At 71.1% G+C, this 17,165-nt stretch carries 21 protein-coding genes; 16 read left to right on the top strand and 5 right to left on the bottom strand.

Annotated elements, in window-relative coordinates; all coding sequences use genetic code 11:
• Positions 1–18 precede the first annotated feature (18 nt).
• Together tsaE and ACGFNN_RS13215 are read left to right on the top strand one after the other, a co-directional pair.
• Positions 19–546: a tRNA (adenosine(37)-N6)-threonylcarbamoyltransferase complex ATPase subunit type 1 TsaE gene (gene tsaE / locus ACGFNN_RS13220; RefSeq protein ID WP_362667279.1), complete on the top strand. Its 528-nt coding sequence runs from the start codon at positions 19–21 to the stop codon at positions 544–546.
• 170 nt (positions 547–716) lie between these two features.
• Complete coding sequence (locus ACGFNN_RS13215; RefSeq protein WP_393555449.1) at positions 717–899, top strand: hypothetical protein; 183 nt, start codon at positions 717–719, stop codon at positions 897–899.
• A 41-nt stretch (positions 900–940) separates the two neighbouring features.
• Here the strand turns inward: ACGFNN_RS13215 and ACGFNN_RS13210 are convergent, their stop codons facing one another.
• Positions 941–1,531 (bottom strand): hypothetical protein, encoded by a 591-nt coding sequence (locus ACGFNN_RS13210; RefSeq protein WP_393555447.1) that lies wholly within the window; start codon positions 1,529–1,531, stop codon positions 941–943.
• 135 nt (positions 1,532–1,666) lie between these two features.
• Here ACGFNN_RS13210 and tsaB point away from each other — a divergent pair, with 135 nt between their 5' ends.
• The 7 genes from tsaB (at position 1,667) to ACGFNN_RS13175 (ending at position 5,815) form a co-directional block, all read left to right on the top strand.
• A complete protein-coding gene (gene tsaB, locus ACGFNN_RS13205) occupies positions 1,667–2,314 on the top strand; it encodes a tRNA (adenosine(37)-N6)-threonylcarbamoyltransferase complex dimerization subunit type 1 TsaB (RefSeq protein WP_393556220.1) in 648 nt (215 codons plus the stop codon).
• Positions 2,311–2,799 (top strand): ribosomal protein S18-alanine N-acetyltransferase, encoded by a 489-nt coding sequence (gene rimI / locus ACGFNN_RS13200; RefSeq protein WP_393555445.1) that lies wholly within the window; start codon positions 2,311–2,313, stop codon positions 2,797–2,799. The genes tsaB and rimI overlap by 4 nt, the downstream gene beginning before the upstream one ends.
• The gene (gene tsaD, locus ACGFNN_RS13195) at positions 2,799–3,911 is read left to right on the top strand and encodes a tRNA (adenosine(37)-N6)-threonylcarbamoyltransferase complex transferase subunit TsaD (RefSeq protein ID WP_362552763.1); all 1,113 of its coding nucleotides are present in this window, start codon (positions 2,799–2,801) and stop codon (positions 3,909–3,911) included. Before rimI ends, tsaD begins: the two co-directional genes overlap by 1 nt.
• Positions 3,912–3,922: 11 nt before the next feature.
• Positions 3,923–4,177: a hypothetical protein gene (locus ACGFNN_RS13190; RefSeq protein WP_393556218.1), complete on the top strand. Its 255-nt coding sequence runs from the start codon at positions 3,923–3,925 to the stop codon at positions 4,175–4,177.
• Positions 4,178–4,298: 121 nt separating this feature from the next.
• Positions 4,299–4,766 carry a VOC family protein gene (locus ACGFNN_RS13185; protein WP_393555443.1) on the top strand — a complete coding sequence of 156 codons (468 nt, stop codon included), beginning with the start codon at positions 4,299–4,301 and terminating at the stop codon, positions 4,764–4,766.
• 69 nt (positions 4,767–4,835) lie between these two features.
• Entirely contained in the window at positions 4,836–5,108 is a 273-nt protein-coding gene (locus ACGFNN_RS13180; RefSeq protein ID WP_362667296.1) for a DUF1876 domain-containing protein, read from the top strand.
• Between the two features lie 56 nt (positions 5,109–5,164).
• Entirely contained in the window at positions 5,165–5,815 is a 651-nt protein-coding gene (locus ACGFNN_RS13175; RefSeq protein ID WP_393555441.1) for a hypothetical protein, read from the top strand.
• On the opposite strand, the gene ACGFNN_RS13170 is transcribed toward ACGFNN_RS13175, so the two are convergent.
• A complete protein-coding gene (locus tag ACGFNN_RS13170) occupies positions 5,816–7,039 on the bottom strand; it encodes a methyltransferase domain-containing protein (RefSeq protein ID WP_393555439.1) in 1,224 nt (407 codons plus the stop codon).
• A 123-nt stretch (positions 7,040–7,162) separates the two neighbouring features.
• On the opposite strand from ACGFNN_RS13170, the gene ACGFNN_RS13165 reads away from it, so the two are divergent.
• The 3 genes from ACGFNN_RS13165 (at position 7,163) to groL (ending at position 10,419) form a co-directional block, all read left to right on the top strand.
• Positions 7,163–8,083, top strand: coding sequence for a polysaccharide deacetylase family protein (locus ACGFNN_RS13165; protein ID WP_393555437.1), 921 nt, complete (start codon positions 7,163–7,165; stop codon positions 8,081–8,083).
• Between the two features lie 299 nt (positions 8,084–8,382).
• On the top strand, positions 8,383–8,691 hold the full coding sequence (gene groES, locus ACGFNN_RS13160) for a co-chaperone GroES (RefSeq protein WP_003966899.1): 309 nt from the start codon (positions 8,383–8,385) through the stop codon (positions 8,689–8,691).
• Positions 8,692–8,793: 102 nt separating this feature from the next.
• Positions 8,794–10,419, top strand: a complete 1,626-nt coding sequence (gene groL, locus ACGFNN_RS13155; RefSeq protein WP_393555435.1) for a chaperonin GroEL — start codon at positions 8,794–8,796, stop codon at positions 10,417–10,419.
• Between the two features lie 86 nt (positions 10,420–10,505).
• Here the strand turns inward: groL and ACGFNN_RS13150 are convergent, their stop codons facing one another.
• Positions 10,506–11,279, bottom strand: coding sequence for an SDR family oxidoreductase (locus tag ACGFNN_RS13150; RefSeq protein ID WP_362538574.1), 774 nt, complete (start codon positions 11,277–11,279; stop codon positions 10,506–10,508).
• A 99-nt stretch (positions 11,280–11,378) separates the two neighbouring features.
• Positions 11,379–12,053 (bottom strand): MOSC domain-containing protein, encoded by a 675-nt coding sequence (locus ACGFNN_RS13145; protein ID WP_393555433.1) that lies wholly within the window; start codon positions 12,051–12,053, stop codon positions 11,379–11,381.
• 82 nt (positions 12,054–12,135) lie between these two features.
• Between ACGFNN_RS13145 and ACGFNN_RS13140 the strand changes: the two genes are divergently transcribed.
• The gene (locus ACGFNN_RS13140; RefSeq protein WP_362538578.1) at positions 12,136–13,026 is read left to right on the top strand and encodes a LysR family transcriptional regulator; all 891 of its coding nucleotides are present in this window, start codon (positions 12,136–12,138) and stop codon (positions 13,024–13,026) included.
• A 77-nt stretch (positions 13,027–13,103) separates the two neighbouring features.
• Here the strand turns inward: ACGFNN_RS13140 and ACGFNN_RS13135 are convergent, their stop codons facing one another.
• On the bottom strand, positions 13,104–13,433 hold the full coding sequence (locus ACGFNN_RS13135; protein WP_393555431.1) for a WhiB family transcriptional regulator: 330 nt from the start codon (positions 13,431–13,433) through the stop codon (positions 13,104–13,106).
• 429 nt (positions 13,434–13,862) lie between these two features.
• On the opposite strand from ACGFNN_RS13135, the gene ACGFNN_RS13130 reads away from it, so the two are divergent.
• The 3 genes from ACGFNN_RS13130 (at position 13,863) to guaB (ending at position 17,106) form a co-directional block, all read left to right on the top strand.
• Positions 13,863–14,474, top strand: a complete 612-nt coding sequence (locus tag ACGFNN_RS13130; protein WP_003948568.1) for a response regulator transcription factor — start codon at positions 13,863–13,865, stop codon at positions 14,472–14,474.
• A gap of 383 nt (positions 14,475–14,857) precedes the next feature.
• Complete coding sequence (locus ACGFNN_RS13125; protein WP_362538582.1) at positions 14,858–15,433, top strand: sigma-70 family RNA polymerase sigma factor; 576 nt, start codon at positions 14,858–14,860, stop codon at positions 15,431–15,433.
• A gap of 170 nt (positions 15,434–15,603) precedes the next feature.
• Positions 15,604–17,106, top strand: coding sequence for an IMP dehydrogenase (gene guaB / locus ACGFNN_RS13120; protein WP_362538584.1), 1,503 nt, complete (start codon positions 15,604–15,606; stop codon positions 17,104–17,106).
• Positions 17,107–17,165 lie beyond the last annotated feature (59 nt).

The raw sequence follows: 17,165 nt of genomic DNA, 5'->3' as shown, positions 1-17,165 counted from the left end.
CCTCTAACGTTGGTCGGCATGGAAGCAGCGCACAACGGTCCGGTGGCGGCCTCCGCCACGGCGGACACCGTCACCCTGGACGTCGCCGTCGAGTCCCCCGAAGAGATGAAGCGGCTGGGCCGCCGGATCGCCGCGGCGCTGGCCCCGGGCGACCTGGTGATGCTCACCGGCGAGCTCGGCGCGGGCAAGACGACCCTGACCCGGGGCCTCGGCGAGGGCCTCGGGGTGCGCGGCGCGGTGACCTCGCCGACCTTCGTGATCGCCCGGGTCCACCCACCGCTGGGCGAGGGCCCGGCGCTGGTCCACGTCGACGCGTACCGGCTGGGCGGCGGGCTCGACGAGATGGAGGACCTGGACCTGGACGTCTCCCTGCCCGAGTCGGTGATCGTCGTGGAGTGGGGGGACGGCAAGGTCGAGGAGCTCTCCGAGGACCGGCTCCACGTGGTGATCGACCGTGCCGTCGGCGACACCGACGACGAACGCCGCAAGGTGACGCTGGTGGGCATCGGTGCGCGCTGGGCGGGACTCGGGCACGCACTCGGCTGAGCGAGGGGCACCGGCGGCGCGGACGATCCTCCGGGCCGCCGTACAGGCATGCTTTCCGACAAGCCGTCGGCAAAATGTTGCGCGGGAGAGGTCCGTCGTGGTCACATGGGAGACAGGGAGTGGTTAGGTCTGCCTTACCACGTCTCTCACTCAGGCCCGAGGAGGCATCCATGCCGGCACCCGAGCACGACGCGCAGCAGCAGCCGCAGGCGGAGACGCGGGTGGCCTCAGGTGTGTCGATGAAGGATCTGCTGGCGTCCTGCGCGGCGGCCACCGCGGTGTCGACACCGCCGGGCGAGGCCGACGAGGACCCCGAGGACGGCCGTCCCGCCGCCGAGCGCGACGCCGCCTGAGCAGGCGGTCCACCCCGGCCGGCCGGTCGGGGGACGACGCCTTACGGGACGACGACGACCTTCACGCCCACCGTGGCGAACGTCCACATGGCGTTCCCGTCGGCGCGCTTCATACGCACTCCGCCGGTCTTCAGGGTCGGGTCGGGGCTGCGCATCGAGTCGTCCTGCGCGGCGCTGAAGCCGATGGCCACGCCGTCGACGTCGGCGAAGCGCACCACGTGCTCGATCAGGACGCCGTCGGATCCCTTGATACTGCCGGAGCGCGAGCCCACCTGGTAGACGCCGGGCAGCGGGTTCACGGAGCTCGGCATGACCGGGAACGTCCGGAGCGCCTTCCCGGCGTCGTCCACCAGCCAGACGCGGCGGTCCTTCAGGGCGTACACGACCCGTGTGCCCGAGTCGGATTCCGCCGGCACCGCGAGCGGGTCCTTCGGGGGCGCCGGCTTCTTGGAGGGGGTGGCCGACGGCCTCGGAGAACCGGCCGAGGGCGCCGCGACCGAGTCCGGTGCGTTCGCCGACGCCTGGTAGGCGAGGAAACAGACCGCGGCCAGCGCCGCGGCGGTGAGCCCGGCCACGATTCCCGAGCTGCCCCTAGCCACCGTGAGGTCCCCTTTCACATGCACCCGTCGCATGTCGTACAAGCATTTACGTCGTACACGCGTATACCCGGCGACGGTACCAGCAGCGGGAGGGGAGACCCGGACGCTGTACGGGCGGCCATGACCGAGTCGGCGGAGCCGTACGCTGTTGGTGTGCTGCTGCTCGCCATGGATACCGCAACCCCCGCCGTCACAGTCGCCCTCCACGACGGCTCCTCCGTCGTCGCCGAGACCGGCCAGGTCGACGCCCGCAGGCACGGGGAGTTGCTCCTTCCCGCCGTCCACCGGGTCCTGTCCGAGGCCGGGACGACGCTCGACGCGGTGACGGATGTGGTCGTCGGAGTGGGGCCGGGACCGTACACCGGGCTCAGGGTCGGCCTGGTCACCGCGGCGACCTTCGGCTCCGCCCTGTCCGTGCCGGTGCACGGTCTGTGCACCCTCGACGGCCTCGCCCACGCCGCCGGACGCGACGGACTGGAGGGCCCCTTCGTCGTCGCGACGGACGCGCGCCGCAAGGAGGTCTACTGGGCGCGGTACGAGGACCCCCGCACCCGGGAGGGCGAGCCCTCCGTGGACAGGCCGGCCGACATCGCGGAGCGTCTCGCCGGGCTGCCCGTCGTCGGCGCCGGCGCGCTGCTGTACCCCGAAGCCTTCCCGGACGCCCGGGGGCCGGAGCACGTCTCGGCGGGCGCGCTCGCCGACCTGGCCGCCGAACGCCTGGCCTCGGGTGCCGCTCTGCTGCCGCCGCAGCCGCTCTACCTGCGCAGGCCCGACGCCCAGGTCCCCAAGAACTACAAGGTGGTCACCCCCAAGTGACCACCGCGACCGCTGTGCTCCGCGAGATGCGCTGGTGGGACATCGAGCCGGTGCTGGAACTCGAACACGAGCTCTTCCCGGACGACGCGTGGTCGTCCGGCATGTTCTGGTCCGAGCTCGCGCACGCCCGGGGGCCCCGGGCCACCCACCGCTACGTCGTCGCCGAGGACCCCGACGGCCGCGTCGTCGGGTACGCGGGCCTCGCCTCGGCCGGCGACCTCGCCGACGTCCAGACGATCGCGGTGAGCCGGTCCCACTGGGGCGGCGGACTCGGATCCGAACTCCTGACCGACCTCCTCAGGCACGCCACCGCCTTCGAGTGCGCCGCCGTGCTGCTGGAGGTCCGCGTCGACAACACACGCGCGCAGAAGCTCTACGAACGCTTCGGCTTCGAACCCATCGGCTTCCGCCGGGGCTACTACCAGCCGGGGAACATCGACGCACTCGTCATGCGCCTGACCGTACAAGGAACAGAGACAGACTGATGGCTGACGAACCGCTCGTACTCGGTATCGAGACCTCCTGCGACGAGACCGGCGTCGGCATCGTGCGGGGCACGACGCTGCTCGCCGACGCCGTCGCGTCCAGCGTGGACACCCACGCCCGCTTCGGCGGTGTCGTCCCGGAGATCGCCTCCCGGGCGCATCTGGAGGCGATGGTCCCCACCATCGAACGCGCACTCAAGGACGCCGGGATCAGCGCCCGCGACCTCGACGGCATCGCGGTCACCGCCGGTCCCGGGCTCGCGGGCGCGCTGCTCGTCGGCGTCTCGGCCGCCAAGGCGTACGCGTACGCCCTGAACAAGCCGCTGTACGGGGTGAACCACCTGGCCTCCCACATCTGCGTGGACCAGCTGGAGCACGGCCCGCTGCCCGAGCCGACGATGGCGCTCCTGGTGAGCGGCGGGCACTCCTCGCTGCTGCTGGCCCCCGACATCACCAACGACGTACGGCCGCTGGGCGCGACCATCGACGACGCGGCGGGCGAGGCCTTCGACAAGATCGCCCGGGTGCTGGACCTCGGCTTCCCCGGTGGTCCCGTCATCGACCGGCTGGCCAGGGAGGGTGACCCCAAGGCCATCGCGTTCCCGCGCGGACTGACCGGCTCGCGCGATCCCGCCTACGACTTCTCCTTCTCCGGCCTGAAGACGTCGGTGGCCCGCTGGATCGAGGCCAAGCGCGCGTCCGGCGAGGACGTCCCCGTACGGGACGTGGCGGCCTCGTTCCAGGAGGCGGTGGTGGACGTGCTGACCCGCAAGGCGGTCCGTGCCTGCAAGGACGAGGGCGTCGACCACCTGATGATCGGTGGCGGAGTGGCCGCCAACTCGCGGTTGCGCGCCCTCGCCGAGGAGCGGTGCGAGCGCGCCGGGATCCGGCTGCGGGTCCCCAGGCCGAAACTCTGCACGGACAACGGCGCCATGGTCGCCGCGCTCGGCGCCGAGATGGTCGCCCGCAACCGGCCGGTGTCCGACCTCGGCCTCTCGGCGGACTCCTCGCTGCCGGTCACCGAGACCCATGTGCCGGGGGCCCACGGCCACGGGCACACGCACAGTCACGACCATGTGCACGAGATCAGCAAGGGGAACCTCTACTCGTGAGCGTCGCCCTGATGTGGGAGGCCCGCGCGGCACAGGGCCGCGGCGCGGAGCTGCTGGAGTGGGCCGCCGCGCGGGCCGGGGAGCTGACTCCGGAACCGCTCCGCGGCGAACTGCTGCGAGCCCCCCAGGACCGGGTGCTCGTCCTGACCTGGTGGGACGCGGCCTACGACGCCGACCTGCCGGAGCTCCCGGAACCGGAGGCGGGGCTCACCACCCGGCCGGTCCACCGGTGGCGCTTCGAGTCCCTCGGCCCGACGGGCGGCTGACGCCCGGACCCCGTCCGCGAGCCCGTCCCCGCGTGTTCCGATGAGTTCCCGGGGCGGGGCCGGTCTACCTTGCACGCGGACGGCGCGATCCGAGGCCGCCTTCCGAGGCGAGGAGAAGACCATGCAGAAGATCAAGCCCTGTCTCTGGTTCGACGACAAGGCGCGGGAGGCCGCGGAGTTCTACGTCTCGGTCTTCGGCGGTGACTCGCGCATCGTGGAGATCACCCACAACTCCGACGCGGCGCCCGGCGAGACCGGCTCGGTCCTGACGGTGGACTTCGTGCTCGCCGGACAGGAGTACATCGGCCTCAACGGCGGGCCGCACTTCACCTTCAGCGAGGCGGTCTCGCTCAGCGTGGACTGCGCGGACCAGGCGGAGGTCGACAGGCTGTGGGAGGCGCTGACCGCGGACGGCGGCGAGGAGAGCATGTGCGGGTGGCTCAAGGACAGGTACGGGCTGTCCTGGCAGATCGTCCCGCGGGCGCTGCCCGAGCTGATCGGCGGCAGCGACCGCGCGCGTGCGGACCGGGTGATGAAGGCGATGATGGGGATGCGGAAGCTCGACGTGAAGGCGCTGCGGGAGGCCTGAGCGTACGCCGTGCGTGGCGCGGGGAACGGGCGCACCCTGGAGTGAGGGGAACTCCCGGAGGTGACCGTGATGATGGAGACGACCGTCGGATGGCATGTCGAGCTGGAATTCGAGGAGGACGCCCACCGCACCCGCGCCGCGGCCCTCGTGAGACTCGGTGACGGGTCCGAGGTGCGGGCCCACGGGTATGCCAGCCGCCACCCCTCCGACGCGCAACAGGCGCGTGTGGGCGAGGAGATCGCCGGTGCCCGCGCGCTCAACGAACTCGCGATGAAACTGCTCACCAAGGCGCACGACGAGATCGACGAGGCGTCCGGCCGGACGTCCTATCCGCTGACCTGACGGCCGGCCGGGACCCAACTGGCCCGGTGTGGCGGGGAGTCGGTAATGTCCGGCCCATGTCACGCCGTGCACCGCTGCCGCCCCCGCCTCCGCCCGTGGAGATACGGTCCTGGCCGGACCGGGGCGCGCTGCTGCGGGACCGTGCACTGGTCCTCTCCGAGCTGACCAGGATGTTCATGGGGCCCGGCCGCCTCGGTGTGCTGTGGATGTGGGCCGGCGTCGCCGCGTTCGGCTGGTCCCTGGTGGCGGTCGGAATCGCCTCCTTCGAGGAGGCGGCGGACCCCTTCTCCCGGCTCCTCGGCGCAGTGTTCCTGGCCGTCGGCGCGGCGGTGATCATCCCGGCGGTGGCCTTCGTCGCCGTGGGCGCAGCCAGGGACGTGCGGGTCCACCGGCTTCTCGTGCGGTGGGGCGGGCTGGACCGTGATCCGGCGGGAGACCTAGCCCTGCGGATGCCGCGGGTGGCCCTCACCTGGCTGACGGCGTCGGCCGTGCTCTGCGCGGTGGGTCTCTTCCTCTGCTTCGCCGTACCGGCGAAGGCCCGGGCGGGCGAGGACACCTACGCCGAGGTGGCCTGGATGATGGGGCTCGGTTTCCTGGCGTGGCTGACCGGGCTGACCGGGCTCGTCAAGGCCCGCGCTCACCGCCGCTGGGTGGTCCGGGTGCTCTCCGGGGTACCCGCGCGGCCACTGCTCTCCGTGGACGGCTGATCAGGGGCGCTTCAGCGGCCTGCCGATCAGCATCGTGGGGGCGCCGGCCACCCGGGTGAGGAAGACGGTCGCCGAGTGCGGACCCTGGAGCTTCATCTTCCGGCGCAGTTCCTCCGGTTCGACGGCCGAGCCGCGCTTCTTGACGGTCAGCACGCCCACCTGGCGCTCCCTCAGCAGCGCCTTCAGCTTCTTCATGTTGAAGGGGAGCTGGTCGGTGATCTCGTAACCGGCGACCGCCTCCGAGGCGTACGGGGTGTCGCCCGTGACGTACGCGATCGTCTCGTCGACGAGCCTTCCCCCGCACTCGTCGACGATCCTGGCGACGAGATGAGCCCGGATCACGGCGCCGTCCGGCTCGTACAGATACCGGCCGACGGGTCCGACCGGCGGCGCGGGGAGCGGGGCGCCGGAGACGAGCGTCGTGCGGGACGGCAGCAGGGTGGCCCGGTAGCCGCCGGGCGTGAAGCCCTCGCCGAACCAGAGCACGGCCTCCTTCACATCGCCGCCGTCCGAGATCCACTCCGCCTCGGCCCGGGGATCGATCGCCTCGTGCGGCACACCGGGGGCGATCTTCAGCGCGGCGCGCGGAGCCTTGAGCGCGGCGTCCGTGGCCCAGGAGAGCGGCGGTGAATAGGCTTCCGGGTCGAAGATCCTTCCCCGCCCGCCGCGTCGCGCGGGGTCGACGAAGACCGCGTCGTACGCCGATGTGCCGGTCTCCGTGACGTCCGCGCACCGCACCTCGATCAGGTCCTGGAGGCCGAGCGCCTCGGCGTTGGCACGGGCGACCTCGGCGGTCAGCGGATCGCGGTCCACGGCCAGTACGGCGATGCCCGCCCTGGCCAGGGCGATCGCGTCGCCGCCGATGCCGCAGCAGAGGTCGGCCACGCTCCGTACGCCGAGCTCGGCGAACCGTCCCGCGCGGTAGGCGGCGACGGAGGTGCGGGTGGCCTGTTCCACGCCGTCGGGGGTGAAGAACATGCGGTAGGCGTCCTCCGGCCCGAACTTCGCGACCGCCCGCTGACGCAGCCGCGCCTGCGTCAGCGCCGCCGACACGAGCGCGGCGGGGTGCGACCGCCGCAACCGGGTCGCGGTCGCCAGTTCCCGTGCGGGGTCGTGGTCGCGCAGCTCGTCCAGGAGCGCCGCGCCCTCGGGGGTGCGGAGCGCCGCGAAGACGGCGAGCGGGTCGGCGGGGTCGGCCTGGCCGTGAGGGGGGAGGGCGTTCACCGGTCCATTGTGAGCCAGCCGGGGGACCCGGCGGGTCCGCCGGAGGTGTCTCCGGAGGTGCCGGGCGCGCCGGTGGCAGGATGCGGCGCCATGCAGCTAGTACGACAAAAGGAAAAATCCGCCATGAAGCGGAGCAAGCCGGTTCGTGCGGTGCTGGCCGCCATGCTGGTCGCCGCCGTCGCCTCCGGGTGTGCCGACGGGGTCGACGGCACGGCCGCCGGGAGCGGCGCCCGCGAGAAGGCGGACATCGGGCAGCAGGGCCCCGCGGCCGCCCCCGCCGGCCCGGTCGCCGCGGCCGAGGCGCGCGTCGAACGGCTCAGGAAGCAGCACGCCGCGCGGGTCGCCGCCGCGCGGAAGTGGGGCCTCGCGAAGACCCCGCTGGCTGCTCCGGAGCCGCCCGCCGAGAAGCCCCGCATCACCACCCGCAAGGGGTTCGAGGTGGAAGGAGGGGAGGACCTGCCGCCGGTCTTCACCACGGTGCCGACCAAGGAGCGCGTCGTCTTCCTGACGATGGACGACGGGGCCGAGAAGGACCCCGAACTGCTGAAGATGATGACGGAGCTGAACATCCCGTACAGCGCCTTCCTCAGCGACTACGTCACCAGCGACGACTACGGCTACTTCAAGGACATGCAGGCCCGCGGGGTCACCCTCAACAACCACACCCTCAACCACCGCTACCTCCCGGGGCTCTCGGCGTCCGAGCAGAAGCGGGAGATCTGCGGCGAGCAGGACAAGCTGGAGAAGTACTTCGGGAAGCGGCCCACCCTCTTCAGGCCGCCGTACGGGAACTACAACGGCGACACCCTGCGTGTCGCCAAGTCCTGCGGCATCAAGGCGGTGCCGCTGTGGGCCGCCGAGGCGTTCCCCGACCACATGGAGTGGCGCGAGACCGATCAGGACCTGCATCCCGGAGACATCATCCTCACCCACTTCAGGGGCGAGGAGGACTGGGAGGGTTCCATGGCCGACATGGTCCGGCAGGTCATGAAGACGGTCACGGACAAGGGGTACGCGGTCGCCAGGCTGGAGGACTACGTCTGAGGTCGTGCGGGCACGCCCGGAAGAGGGCCGTGCCGGGTGTCTGTGGGGCGGGCCGCGCGGCGGTCCGCCCCACAGACGTGAGGACACCGGGCCCGTGGCGCCACGCGAGGGTGGTGAATTGGCACTCCGCTTGACCGAGTGCTAATCGCGGTCATAGTCTCAGGTCTGGCACTCCCCGAGGGAGAGTGCCAGCACAGCCGCGCGACAGGGCAGGTCCGGCACCCGCGACGACGGATCCACCTGGTCGCCACCCACAGACTGTTAAACCCCGTGAGATCTCCGAAGGGGGAGACCGGATCGTGTCGACCACCAGCTCCAAGGTTGCGATCAAGCCGCTCGAGGACCGCATTGTGGTCCAGCCGCTCGACGCCGAGCAGACCACGGCTTCCGGCCTGGTCATTCCGGACACCGCCAAGGAGAAGCCCCAGGAGGGCGTCGTCCTGGCCGTGGGCCCGGGCCGCTTCGAGAACGGCGAGCGCCTTCCGCTCGACGTCAAGACCGGCGATGTCGTGCTGTACAGCAAGTACGGCGGCACCGAGGTGAAGTACAACGGCGAGGAGTACCTCGTCCTCTCGGCGCGCGACGTGCTCGCGATCGTCGAGAAGTAATTCACCCACGTTTGCTTCTGTTCTGCGCCCCTGGCCCCCAGCGAAATCAACTAGCCGGGCGGCGAGGGGCGCAGTTCGTTTTGAGAGGGAAGAACACAGCCCATGGCGAAGATTCTGAAGTTCGACGAGGACGCCCGTCGCGCCCTTGAGCGCGGCGTCAACAAGCTTGCCGACACGGTGAAGGTGACGATCGGCCCCAAGGGCCGCAACGTCGTCATCGACAAGAAGTTCGGCGCCCCCACCATCACCAACGACGGTGTCACCATCGCGCGCGAGGTCGAGCTCGACGACCCGTACGAGAACCTCGGTGCCCAGCTGGTGAAGGAGGTCGCCACCAAGACCAACGACGTCGCGGGTGACGGCACCACCACCGCCACCGTGCTCGCCCAGGCCCTCGTCCGCGAAGGCCTGCGCAACGTCGCCGCGGGTGCTTCCCCGGCCGCCCTGAAGAAGGGCATCGACGCCGCCGTGAAGGCCGTCTCCGAGGAACTCCTCGCGAGCGCCCGCCCGATCGAGGACAAGGCCGACATCGCCGCCGTGGCCGCGCTCTCCGCGCAGGACCCGCAGGTCGGCGAGCTCATCGCGGACGCGATGGACAAGGTCGGCAAGGACGGTGTCATCACCGTCGAGGAGTCCAACACCTTCGGTCTGGACCTTGAGTTCACCGAGGGCATGGCCTTCGACAAGGGTTACCTGTCCCCGTACATGGTGACCGACCAGGAGCGTATGGAGGCCGTCCTCGACGACCCGTACATCCTGATCCACCAGGGCAAGATCGGCTCCATCCAGGAGCTGCTCCCGCTGCTGGAGAAGGTCATCCAGGCGGGTGGCTCGAAGCCGCTGCTCATCATCGCCGAGGACGTCGAGGGCGAGGCGCTCTCCACCCTCGTCGTCAACAAGATCCGTGGCACCTTCAACGCCGTCGCGGTGAAGGCCCCCGGCTTCGGTGACCGCCGCAAGGCCATGCTCGGCGACATCGCCACCCTCACCGGTGCGACCGTCATCGCCGAGGAGGTCGGCCTCAAGCTCGACCAGGCCGGTCTGGACGTGCTGGGCACCGCCCGTCGCGTGACCGTCTCCAAGGACGACACCACCATCGTCGACGGCGGCGGCGACTCCGCCGACGTCAAGGGCCGGGTCAACCAGATCAAGGCCGAGATCGAGGCCACGGACTCCGACTGGGACCGCGAGAAGCTCCAGGAGCGCCTCGCGAAGCTGGCCGGCGGCGTGTGCGTGATCCGCGTCGGTGCCGCCACCGAGGTCGAGCTCAAGGAGAAGAAGCACCGTCTGGAGGACGCCATCTCCGCGACCCGCGCCGCGGTCGAGGAGGGCATCGTCTCCGGTGGTGGCTCCGCCATCGTCCACGCCGTCAAGGTCCTCGAGGGCAACCTCGGCAAGACCGGCGACGAGGCCACCGGTGTCGCGGTCGTGCGCCGCGCCGCCGTCGAGCCGCTCCGCTGGATCGCCGAGAACGCGGGCCTCGAGGGCTACGTCATCACCTCGAAGGTCTCCGACCTCGACAAGGGCCAGGGCTTCAACGCCGCCACCGGTGAGTACGGCGACCTGGTGAAGGCCGGCGTCATCGACCCGGTCAAGGTCACCCGCTCCGCCCTGGAGAACGCCGCGTCCATCGCGTCGCTGCTGCTCACGACCGAGACCCTGGTCGTCGAGAAGCCGGCCGAGGAAGAGGCCGACGCCGGTCACGGCGGCCACGGCCACTCCCACTAGTACGCGTTCCGTACGAACACCGAGGCCCGGTGCCCCCGTCGCGGGGGCACCGGGCCTCGGTGCGTCGGTGGCCTCCGGGGCCGCCCCTACTTGGGCCCGTAGCTGCGGCCCGCGCGGGAGGTGACGCCCCCCAGCACACTGCGGGGGGTCAGCTTCACCAGGCTCATCAGCGCCTTGTACCGCGGGTCCGGGATGGACACCGAGCGGCCCCTGGCCAGGTCCGCCAGGGCGGCTGCCACCAGCTTGTCCGCGTCCAGCCACATCCAGCCCGGGATGTCACCCGTCCCCATCCCGGCGCGCTCGTGGAACTCCGTGCGTACGAACCCCGGGCAGAGTGCCATCAGCCGCACCCCCGTACCCGCGAGGTCCTTGGCCGCGCCCTGGGTGAACTGGACGACCCATGCCTTCGAGGCCCCGTACGTCCCGCGCGGCAGGAACGCCGCGACGGAGGCGACGTTGACGACGCCGCCTCGGCCGCGTTCGCGCATCGAGCCCGCCGCCGCCGAGGTGAGGCGGAGCACCGCCTCGCAGTGGACCTTCAGCATCGTCAGCTCGTCGGCGATCGAGACGTCCAGGTAGCGGCCCTTGTTGCCGAAACCGGCGTTGTTCACCAGCAGGTCGACCGGGCTCACACGGTCCGTCAGCCGCGCTTCCACCGCCTCGATCCCGGAGTCCGTGGACAGGTCCGCGGTCAGCACCTCGGCCTCGATGCCGTGCCCGTCGTGCAGTTCCGTGGCCTGGGCCCGCAGGCGCTCCGTGTCACGGGCCACCAGCACCAGGTTGTGCCCGTCAGCCGCGAGCCGCCGTGCGAAGGCGGCCCCGATCCCCGCCGTGGCGCCCGTAATCAGTGCAGTCGTCATAGGCGGCACGTTAGCGTCCGGCCGGGAGCGGGGCGGACCCGCCCGTACGCTCCTGAACGGCAGGTGGGACGTGCGCGGATGGCGGAACGGGGACGGGGCTCAGCGGGCGGAGTCCTGCTTCGCGACGTACTCCCGTGCGGCCCGCAGTGTCTCGGAGTGCAGGGCGTCCCCGGCGTCGAGCAGGCGCGGCAGCAGCTCGCGTTCCGTGGTCGTCGCCCTGAACTCCATTGCCGCGGTGACCTCGTGACGGGGTGTGTGCACCACCTCGACCGGGTCGCCGGAGCGGATCGTCCCCGGTTCGATCACCCGCAGGTACGCGCCGGTGGCCCCCTCCCGGGTGAACCGCCTGACCCAGCCGCGCTCACCCAGGTGGCCCGCGAACGTACGGCAGGGGATGCGGCCGGAGGTCACCTCGAGGACCAGTTCGTCACCGATGCGCCAGCGCTCCCCGATCAGCGCGCGGCTGACGGTGAGGCCGGACGTCGTGAGATTCTCGCCGAACGCCCCGTTGGGCAGCGGGCGCCCGAGCTCCCGCTCCCAGGCGTCGAGCTCCTCGCGGGCGTAGGCGTAGACCGCCTGGTCGCTGCCGCCGTGATGCCGGAGGTCACACACCGCGTCCCCGGCCAGGCCGCTGCCGCCGGTGCCCTTCGGCCCGGGGTCGGTCACCCGCACCGAGCCGTCGTACGGCTGCTTGACGATCCCGGTCAGCCCGCCTGCTCCGTCCGAGTCGGGGGAGGCGGTGGGACGGCCGATGTTCACGGTGAGGACCTTCATGACCGGAGAGCCTAGCCCCGACCCACTCAAAGGCGCCTGCGATTATTCTGCGAATGCTGCAAGAGCCGCTTATGGTTGAAGAGTGATCGAAGCCCGTCATCTCCGAGTCCTGCGTGCCGTGGCCGCCACCGGTTCGTTCTCCGCCGCGGCACGGGAGCTCGGATGCACCCAGCCCGCGGTCAGCCAGCAGATGAAGGCGCTGGAGAGCTCCGCGGGCACGCCCCTCCTCATCCGCACGGGGCGCGAGATGCGTCTGACCCAGGCCGGTGAGGCGCTTGTGCGCCACGCCTCCGGCATCCTCGCGGGGCTGACCGCCGCCGAGGAGGAGGTCGCCGCGATCGCCGGACTCCGGGCGGGCCGGGTCCGGCTCGTGTCGTTCCCCAGCGGCAGCTCGACGCTCGTGCCCGGCGCTCTCGCGGCCCTGCGCGCGGAGCACCCCGGCACCCGGGTCTCCCTCGTCGAGGCGGAGCCGCCGCGATCGGTGGAGATGCTCCGGGACGGGGACTGCGACATCGCCCTGGCCTTCCGCTACGGCGCCACCGGCGGCGAATGGGACGACCTGGTCGTGCGACCGCTGCTCAGCGACCGGCTGATCGGCCTCGTCCCCGAGGGGCACCGGCTGGCCGGCGCGGACGCGGTGGGCATCGAGGACCTGGCCGACGAGCCGTGGATCGCGGGCTGCCCGCGCTGCAGGCGTCAGCTGGTGGAGGTCTGCGAGGCCTCCGGCTTCACCCCCCGGATCGACTTCGCCACGGACGACTACCCCGCGGTCATCGGGCTGGTCGGGGCAGGGCTCGGCGTCGCCGTTCTGCCCGGACTCGCCCTCGAGTCCGTACGCCCCAAGGGAGCACTCACGGTGACGGTGGAACCGGCGGTGGAGCGGGAGGTGGTCGCCCTCACCCTGCCGGACCTGGCGCGCGTCCCGGCGGTGGAGGCGACCCTGGACCAGCTGGCACGGGCCGCCTCGCGCTGACGTGCGGGCATGCCGCACCCGGGATCGTCCGGAGGGCGGTCACCCGCTGCCTGAAAAAACGTTTCTGCGTTCGATGGTCAGGTGGGGCCGCCCTCCTGGGCGGAGCCCGAGTGGGCGGTGATCAGGCGGTTGCGGGCACGGCCCATGAGCTCCTCGCGCTCGTCCTCCGTGAGGCCGCCCCACACGCCGTAGGGCTCCCGTACGGCGAGGGCGTGCGCCGCGCACTCGGCGCGCACCGGGCAGCGCATGCAGACCTCCTTCGCCGAGGTCTCACGGGCGCTCCGGGCTGCTCCGCGTTCCCCTTCGGGGTGGAAGAACAGCGAACTGTCGACCCCGCGGCATGCGGCCAGCAGCTGCCAGTCCCACAGGTCCGCGTTGGGTCCGGGAAGGCGGGAGAAATCTGCCATTGCGTGTCCCCTCGAAACCTTGCTGGTTCGGAAACGGCGTCCTCGACCGTTGTCGCTCGTCCGTATCGATGACCGGAATCCCGACCGTACATCTACGGTGTTAGTAGATGTAAATATGACTGATTGCGAATCTAGCCATAGACGCCAGCAAAAGGGCAGAAAACCCGCTAAATGGGGCATGGCGCCGAGAGGGCGGCTGGTTCGACGGGGGCTGGAGTCGTGTCGTTCTCCTCCGTGCGCGCCCACTCACTTAGAGTGCCGAACCGGATGCTTCGGCCCGTAACTCTTTCGGGTGACCATCGTTGATGAGGACGAGGCGGTTGACGGAGAACGAGCTCGGGCAGATGTCCGAGGGGGTCGACCGCACAGGTGACGACTTGTATCAGCCTGGAGGCTCAAGGTGACGCGCATCAGCTGCGGAGGACGGTCATGACATCCGTCCTCGTCTGCGACGACTCCCCGCTTGCCCGAGAAGCGCTCCGCCGCGCGGTTGCGACCGTGCCCGGCGTCGAGCGCGTGACGACGGCGGCCAACGGCGAGGAAGTCCTCCGCCGCTGGGGGGCCGACCGTTCGGATCTGATTCTGATGGACGTACGCATGCCCGGTCTGGGGGGTGTGGAGACGGTCCGGCGGCTGCTCTCCGCGGACCCCGGCGCCCGGATCATCATGCTGACCGTCGCCGAGGATCTGGACGGCGTCGCGCTCGCGGTCGCCGCGGGTGCCCGGGGGTATCTGCACAAGGACGCCTCCCGTGCGGAGCTGCGCGCCACCGTCACCCAGGCGCTGGCCGATCCGACGTGGCGGCTGGCCCCGCGCCGGCTGCGGTCCGCCGAGATGGGGGCGGCGCCGACGCTCACCGCGCGGGAGATCCAGGTGCTCGAAGGTATGAGCCACGGCCGCTCCAACGCCGAGATCGGGCGTGAGCTGTTCCTCTCCGAGGACACCGTGAAGACGCACGCGAGGCGTCTCTTCAAGAAGCTCGGCGCCTCGGACCGGGCGCACGCCGTCGCACTCGGATTCCGCTGGGGTCTGGTCCGTTGAGACCCCGGCACGGGCGGTAGCCGTGCGATCCCGTCCGCGCGCCGGCGGACGGGGTGACGGTGGCGGGTGGACCTGCGGCCGGGCCGTCCCCACCAGCGCTGTGTGACGCTTCCTGGCCGATGCCGCATCCTTGGGGTGTGGAGTTCCTCGGGGAACATTCGGTCGAGCGGAAGGGGAGGGCGCAGGAGATGACACCCGGCGCACCCGCTCAGAACGCTGGAGCACTCGCCGGCGACACCGGCGCGCCCGCTCGCGATGCCGAGGGCGCACGGTCCGACGTCGGTGCCGACCGGGCCGGCTCCGCCGCGTCCGCTGATAACGCTTCGGTGCACAACTCGGGACGCGGTGCCGCGGACCGGTCCAGGCCGGGGCACGATGGTCCGATGCGCGAGGACGGGACGACGGCGATCGGTGCACTGGTGCACCGCGCCGTCGACGGTGACTCGCAGGCCACCCACGACCTGCTGGCCCATGTCCACCCCCTCGCGCTGCGCTACTGCCGGTCCCGGCTGAACCGGCTGCCCGGTGATGCCCGTCACTTCGTGGAGGACCTCGCGCAGGAGGTCTGCGTCGCCGTGCTCATGGCGCTCCCGCGCTACAAGGACACCGGCAGGCCCTTCGAGGCGTTCGTGTTCGCCATCGCCGGCCACAAGGTCGCCGACCTCCAGCGGGCCGCGATGCGTCACCCCGGATCGACCGCCGTGCCCTCCGACGAGATGCCGGAGCGGCCCGACGACTCGCTCGGCCCCGAGGAGCGGGCGCTGCTCAGCAGCGACGCGGCCTGGGCCAAGAAGCTGCTGGCCAATCTCCCGGAGAACCAGCGCGAGCTCCTGGTGCTGAGGGTCGCCGTCGGGCTGACCGCCGAGGAGACCGGACAGTTGCTCGGAATGTCGCCGGGCGCGGTCCGGGTCGCCCAGCACCGGGCGCTCAGCAGGCTGCGGGCTCTCGCGGGCCAGTAGGGCGGGTTTCGGAAGTTCCGTGTTCGCCCCCGTGGCAGCCGTTTCCGGAGGCTCACGCCATGTGGAGGAAGCCACAGAAAGCGTGGGTGATCTTGATCGTGGAATGAGACACCCCGCGAGGCCGTTAGCATGGACATCCGCACCGATCAAGGCCATTTGGGGAAGGTGTCATGACTGCATACGTCGACGGAGTGCCCGAGAAATTCGCGACGCTCGGGCTGACATACGACGACGTGCTGCTGCTGCCGGGCGCATCCGAGGTGCTGCCCAACGCGGTCGACACCTCGACGCTCATCTCGCGGAACGTACGGGTGAACATCCCCCTGCTGTCCGCCGCGATGGACAAGGTGACCGAGGCCCGCATGGCCATCGCCATGGCCCGGCAGGGTGGCGTCGGTGTCCTGCACCGCAACCTCTCGGTCGAGGACCAGGTCAACCAGGTCGACCTCGTGAAGCGGTCCGAGTCCGGCATGGTCTCCGACCCCATCACCGTCAGCCCGGACGCCACGCTCGGCGAGGCGGACGCCCTCTGCGCGAAGTTCCGCATCAGCGGCGTCCCGGTCACCGACCCGGCGGGCAAGCTCCTCGGCATCGTGACCAACCGCGACATGGCCTTCGAGTCGGACCGTTCGCGCCAGGTGCGTGAGGTCATGACGCCGATGCCGCTGGTCACCGGGCACGTCGGCATCTCCGGTGTGGACGCCATGGAGCTGCTGCGCCGCCACAAGATCGAGAAGCTTCCGCTGGTCGACGACGCGGGTGTCCTCAAGGGCCTGATCACCGTCAAGGACTTCGTCAAGGCCGAGAAGTACCCGACCGCGGCCAAGGACTCCGACGGCCGTCTGCTCGTCGGCGCGGCCGTGGGCGCGAGCCCGGAGGCGCTGGACCGCGCCCAGGCGCTGGCCGAGGCCGGAGCCGACTTCCTGATCGTCGACACCTCGCACGGCCACAACAGCAACGCCCTCAACTGGATGGCGAAGATCAAGTCGGCCGTGAACGTGGACGTCATCGGCGGCAACGTCGCGACCCGCGACGGCGCCCAGGCCCTGATCGACGCCGGTGTGGACGGGGTCAAGGTGGGCGTCGGACCCGGTTCGATCTGCACCACCCGTGTGGTCGCGGGCATCGGGGTGCCGCAGGTCACCGCGATCTACGAAGCCGCGCTGGCCGCCCGTGCCGCGGGCGTCCCGGTCATCGGCGACGGTGGTCTGCAGTACTCCGGCGACATCGGCAAGGCGCTCGCCGCGGGCGCCGACAGCGTCATGCTGGGCTCGCTCCTCGCCGGCTGCGAGGAGTCCCCGGGCGAGCTCCTCTTCATCAACGGCAAGCAGTTCAAGTCGTACCGCGGGATGGGTTCGCTGGGCGCGATGCAGTCCCGCGGACAGGGCCGCTCGTACTCGAAGGACCGCTACTTCCAGGCGGAGGTGGCCTCCGACGACAAGCTCGTCCCCGAGGGCATCGAGGGTCAGGTGCCCTACCGCGGCCCGCTCGCCAACGTGCTGCACCAGCTCGTCGGCGGTCTCCGCCAGACCATGGGCTACGTGGGCGCGGCCTCGGTCGACGAGATGGAGAGCAAGGGACGCTTCGTCCGGATCACCTCGGCGGGCCTCAAGGAGAGCCACCCGCACGACATCCAGATGACGGTCGAGGCACCGAACTACAGCAGGAAGTAAGAGAACGGCGCTGATGAGGGGCGGACCGGGTTCCCGGGACCGCCCCTCACGCGTGCGTC

Source organism: Streptomyces sp. NPDC048590 (assembly GCF_043199535.1).
GTDB lineage: Bacteria > Actinomycetota > Actinomycetes > Streptomycetales > Streptomycetaceae > Streptomyces.
This window is presented reverse-complemented; position numbering and strand designations above follow the sequence as displayed.

What these genes read in the sequence shown, in the direction of transcription:
- tsaE (WP_362667279.1), top strand. Translation starts at nt 19, where the DNA reads ATGGAAGCAGCGCACAACGGTCCGGTGGCGGCCTCCGCCACGGCGGAC.
- ACGFNN_RS13190 (WP_393556218.1), top strand. Translation starts at nt 3,923, where the DNA reads ATGTGGGAGGCCCGCGCGGCACAGGGCCGCGGCGCGGAGCTGCTGGAG.
- ACGFNN_RS13165 (WP_393555437.1), top strand. Translation starts at nt 7,163, where the DNA reads ATGAAGCGGAGCAAGCCGGTTCGTGCGGTGCTGGCCGCCATGCTGGTC.
- ACGFNN_RS13150 (WP_362538574.1), bottom strand. Translation starts at nt 11,279, where the DNA reads ATGACGACTGCACTGATTACGGGCGCCACGGCGGGGATCGGGGCCGCC.
- ACGFNN_RS13175 (WP_393555441.1), top strand. Translation starts at nt 5,165, where the DNA reads ATGTCACGCCGTGCACCGCTGCCGCCCCCGCCTCCGCCCGTGGAGATA.
- ACGFNN_RS13125 (WP_362538582.1), top strand. Translation starts at nt 14,858, where the DNA reads ATGCGCGAGGACGGGACGACGGCGATCGGTGCACTGGTGCACCGCGCC.
- tsaB (WP_393556220.1), top strand. Translation starts at nt 1,667, where the DNA reads ATGGATACCGCAACCCCCGCCGTCACAGTCGCCCTCCACGACGGCTCC.
- ACGFNN_RS13145 (WP_393555433.1), bottom strand. Translation starts at nt 12,053, where the DNA reads ATGAAGGTCCTCACCGTGAACATCGGCCGTCCCACCGCCTCCCCCGAC.
- ACGFNN_RS13185 (WP_393555443.1), top strand. Translation starts at nt 4,299, where the DNA reads ATGCAGAAGATCAAGCCCTGTCTCTGGTTCGACGACAAGGCGCGGGAG.
- ACGFNN_RS13135 (WP_393555431.1), bottom strand. Translation starts at nt 13,433, where the DNA reads ATGGCAGATTTCTCCCGCCTTCCCGGACCCAACGCGGACCTGTGGGAC.
- guaB (WP_362538584.1), top strand. Translation starts at nt 15,604, where the DNA reads ATGACTGCATACGTCGACGGAGTGCCCGAGAAATTCGCGACGCTCGGG.
- tsaD (WP_362552763.1), top strand. Translation starts at nt 2,799, where the DNA reads ATGGCTGACGAACCGCTCGTACTCGGTATCGAGACCTCCTGCGACGAG.
- groL (WP_393555435.1), top strand. Translation starts at nt 8,794, where the DNA reads ATGGCGAAGATTCTGAAGTTCGACGAGGACGCCCGTCGCGCCCTTGAG.
- ACGFNN_RS13130 (WP_003948568.1), top strand. Translation starts at nt 13,863, where the DNA reads ATGACATCCGTCCTCGTCTGCGACGACTCCCCGCTTGCCCGAGAAGCG.
- ACGFNN_RS13215 (WP_393555449.1), top strand. Translation starts at nt 717, where the DNA reads ATGCCGGCACCCGAGCACGACGCGCAGCAGCAGCCGCAGGCGGAGACG.
- ACGFNN_RS13210 (WP_393555447.1), bottom strand. Translation starts at nt 1,531, where the DNA reads ATGCGACGGGTGCATGTGAAAGGGGACCTCACGGTGGCTAGGGGCAGC.
- ACGFNN_RS13180 (WP_362667296.1), top strand. Translation starts at nt 4,836, where the DNA reads ATGATGGAGACGACCGTCGGATGGCATGTCGAGCTGGAATTCGAGGAG.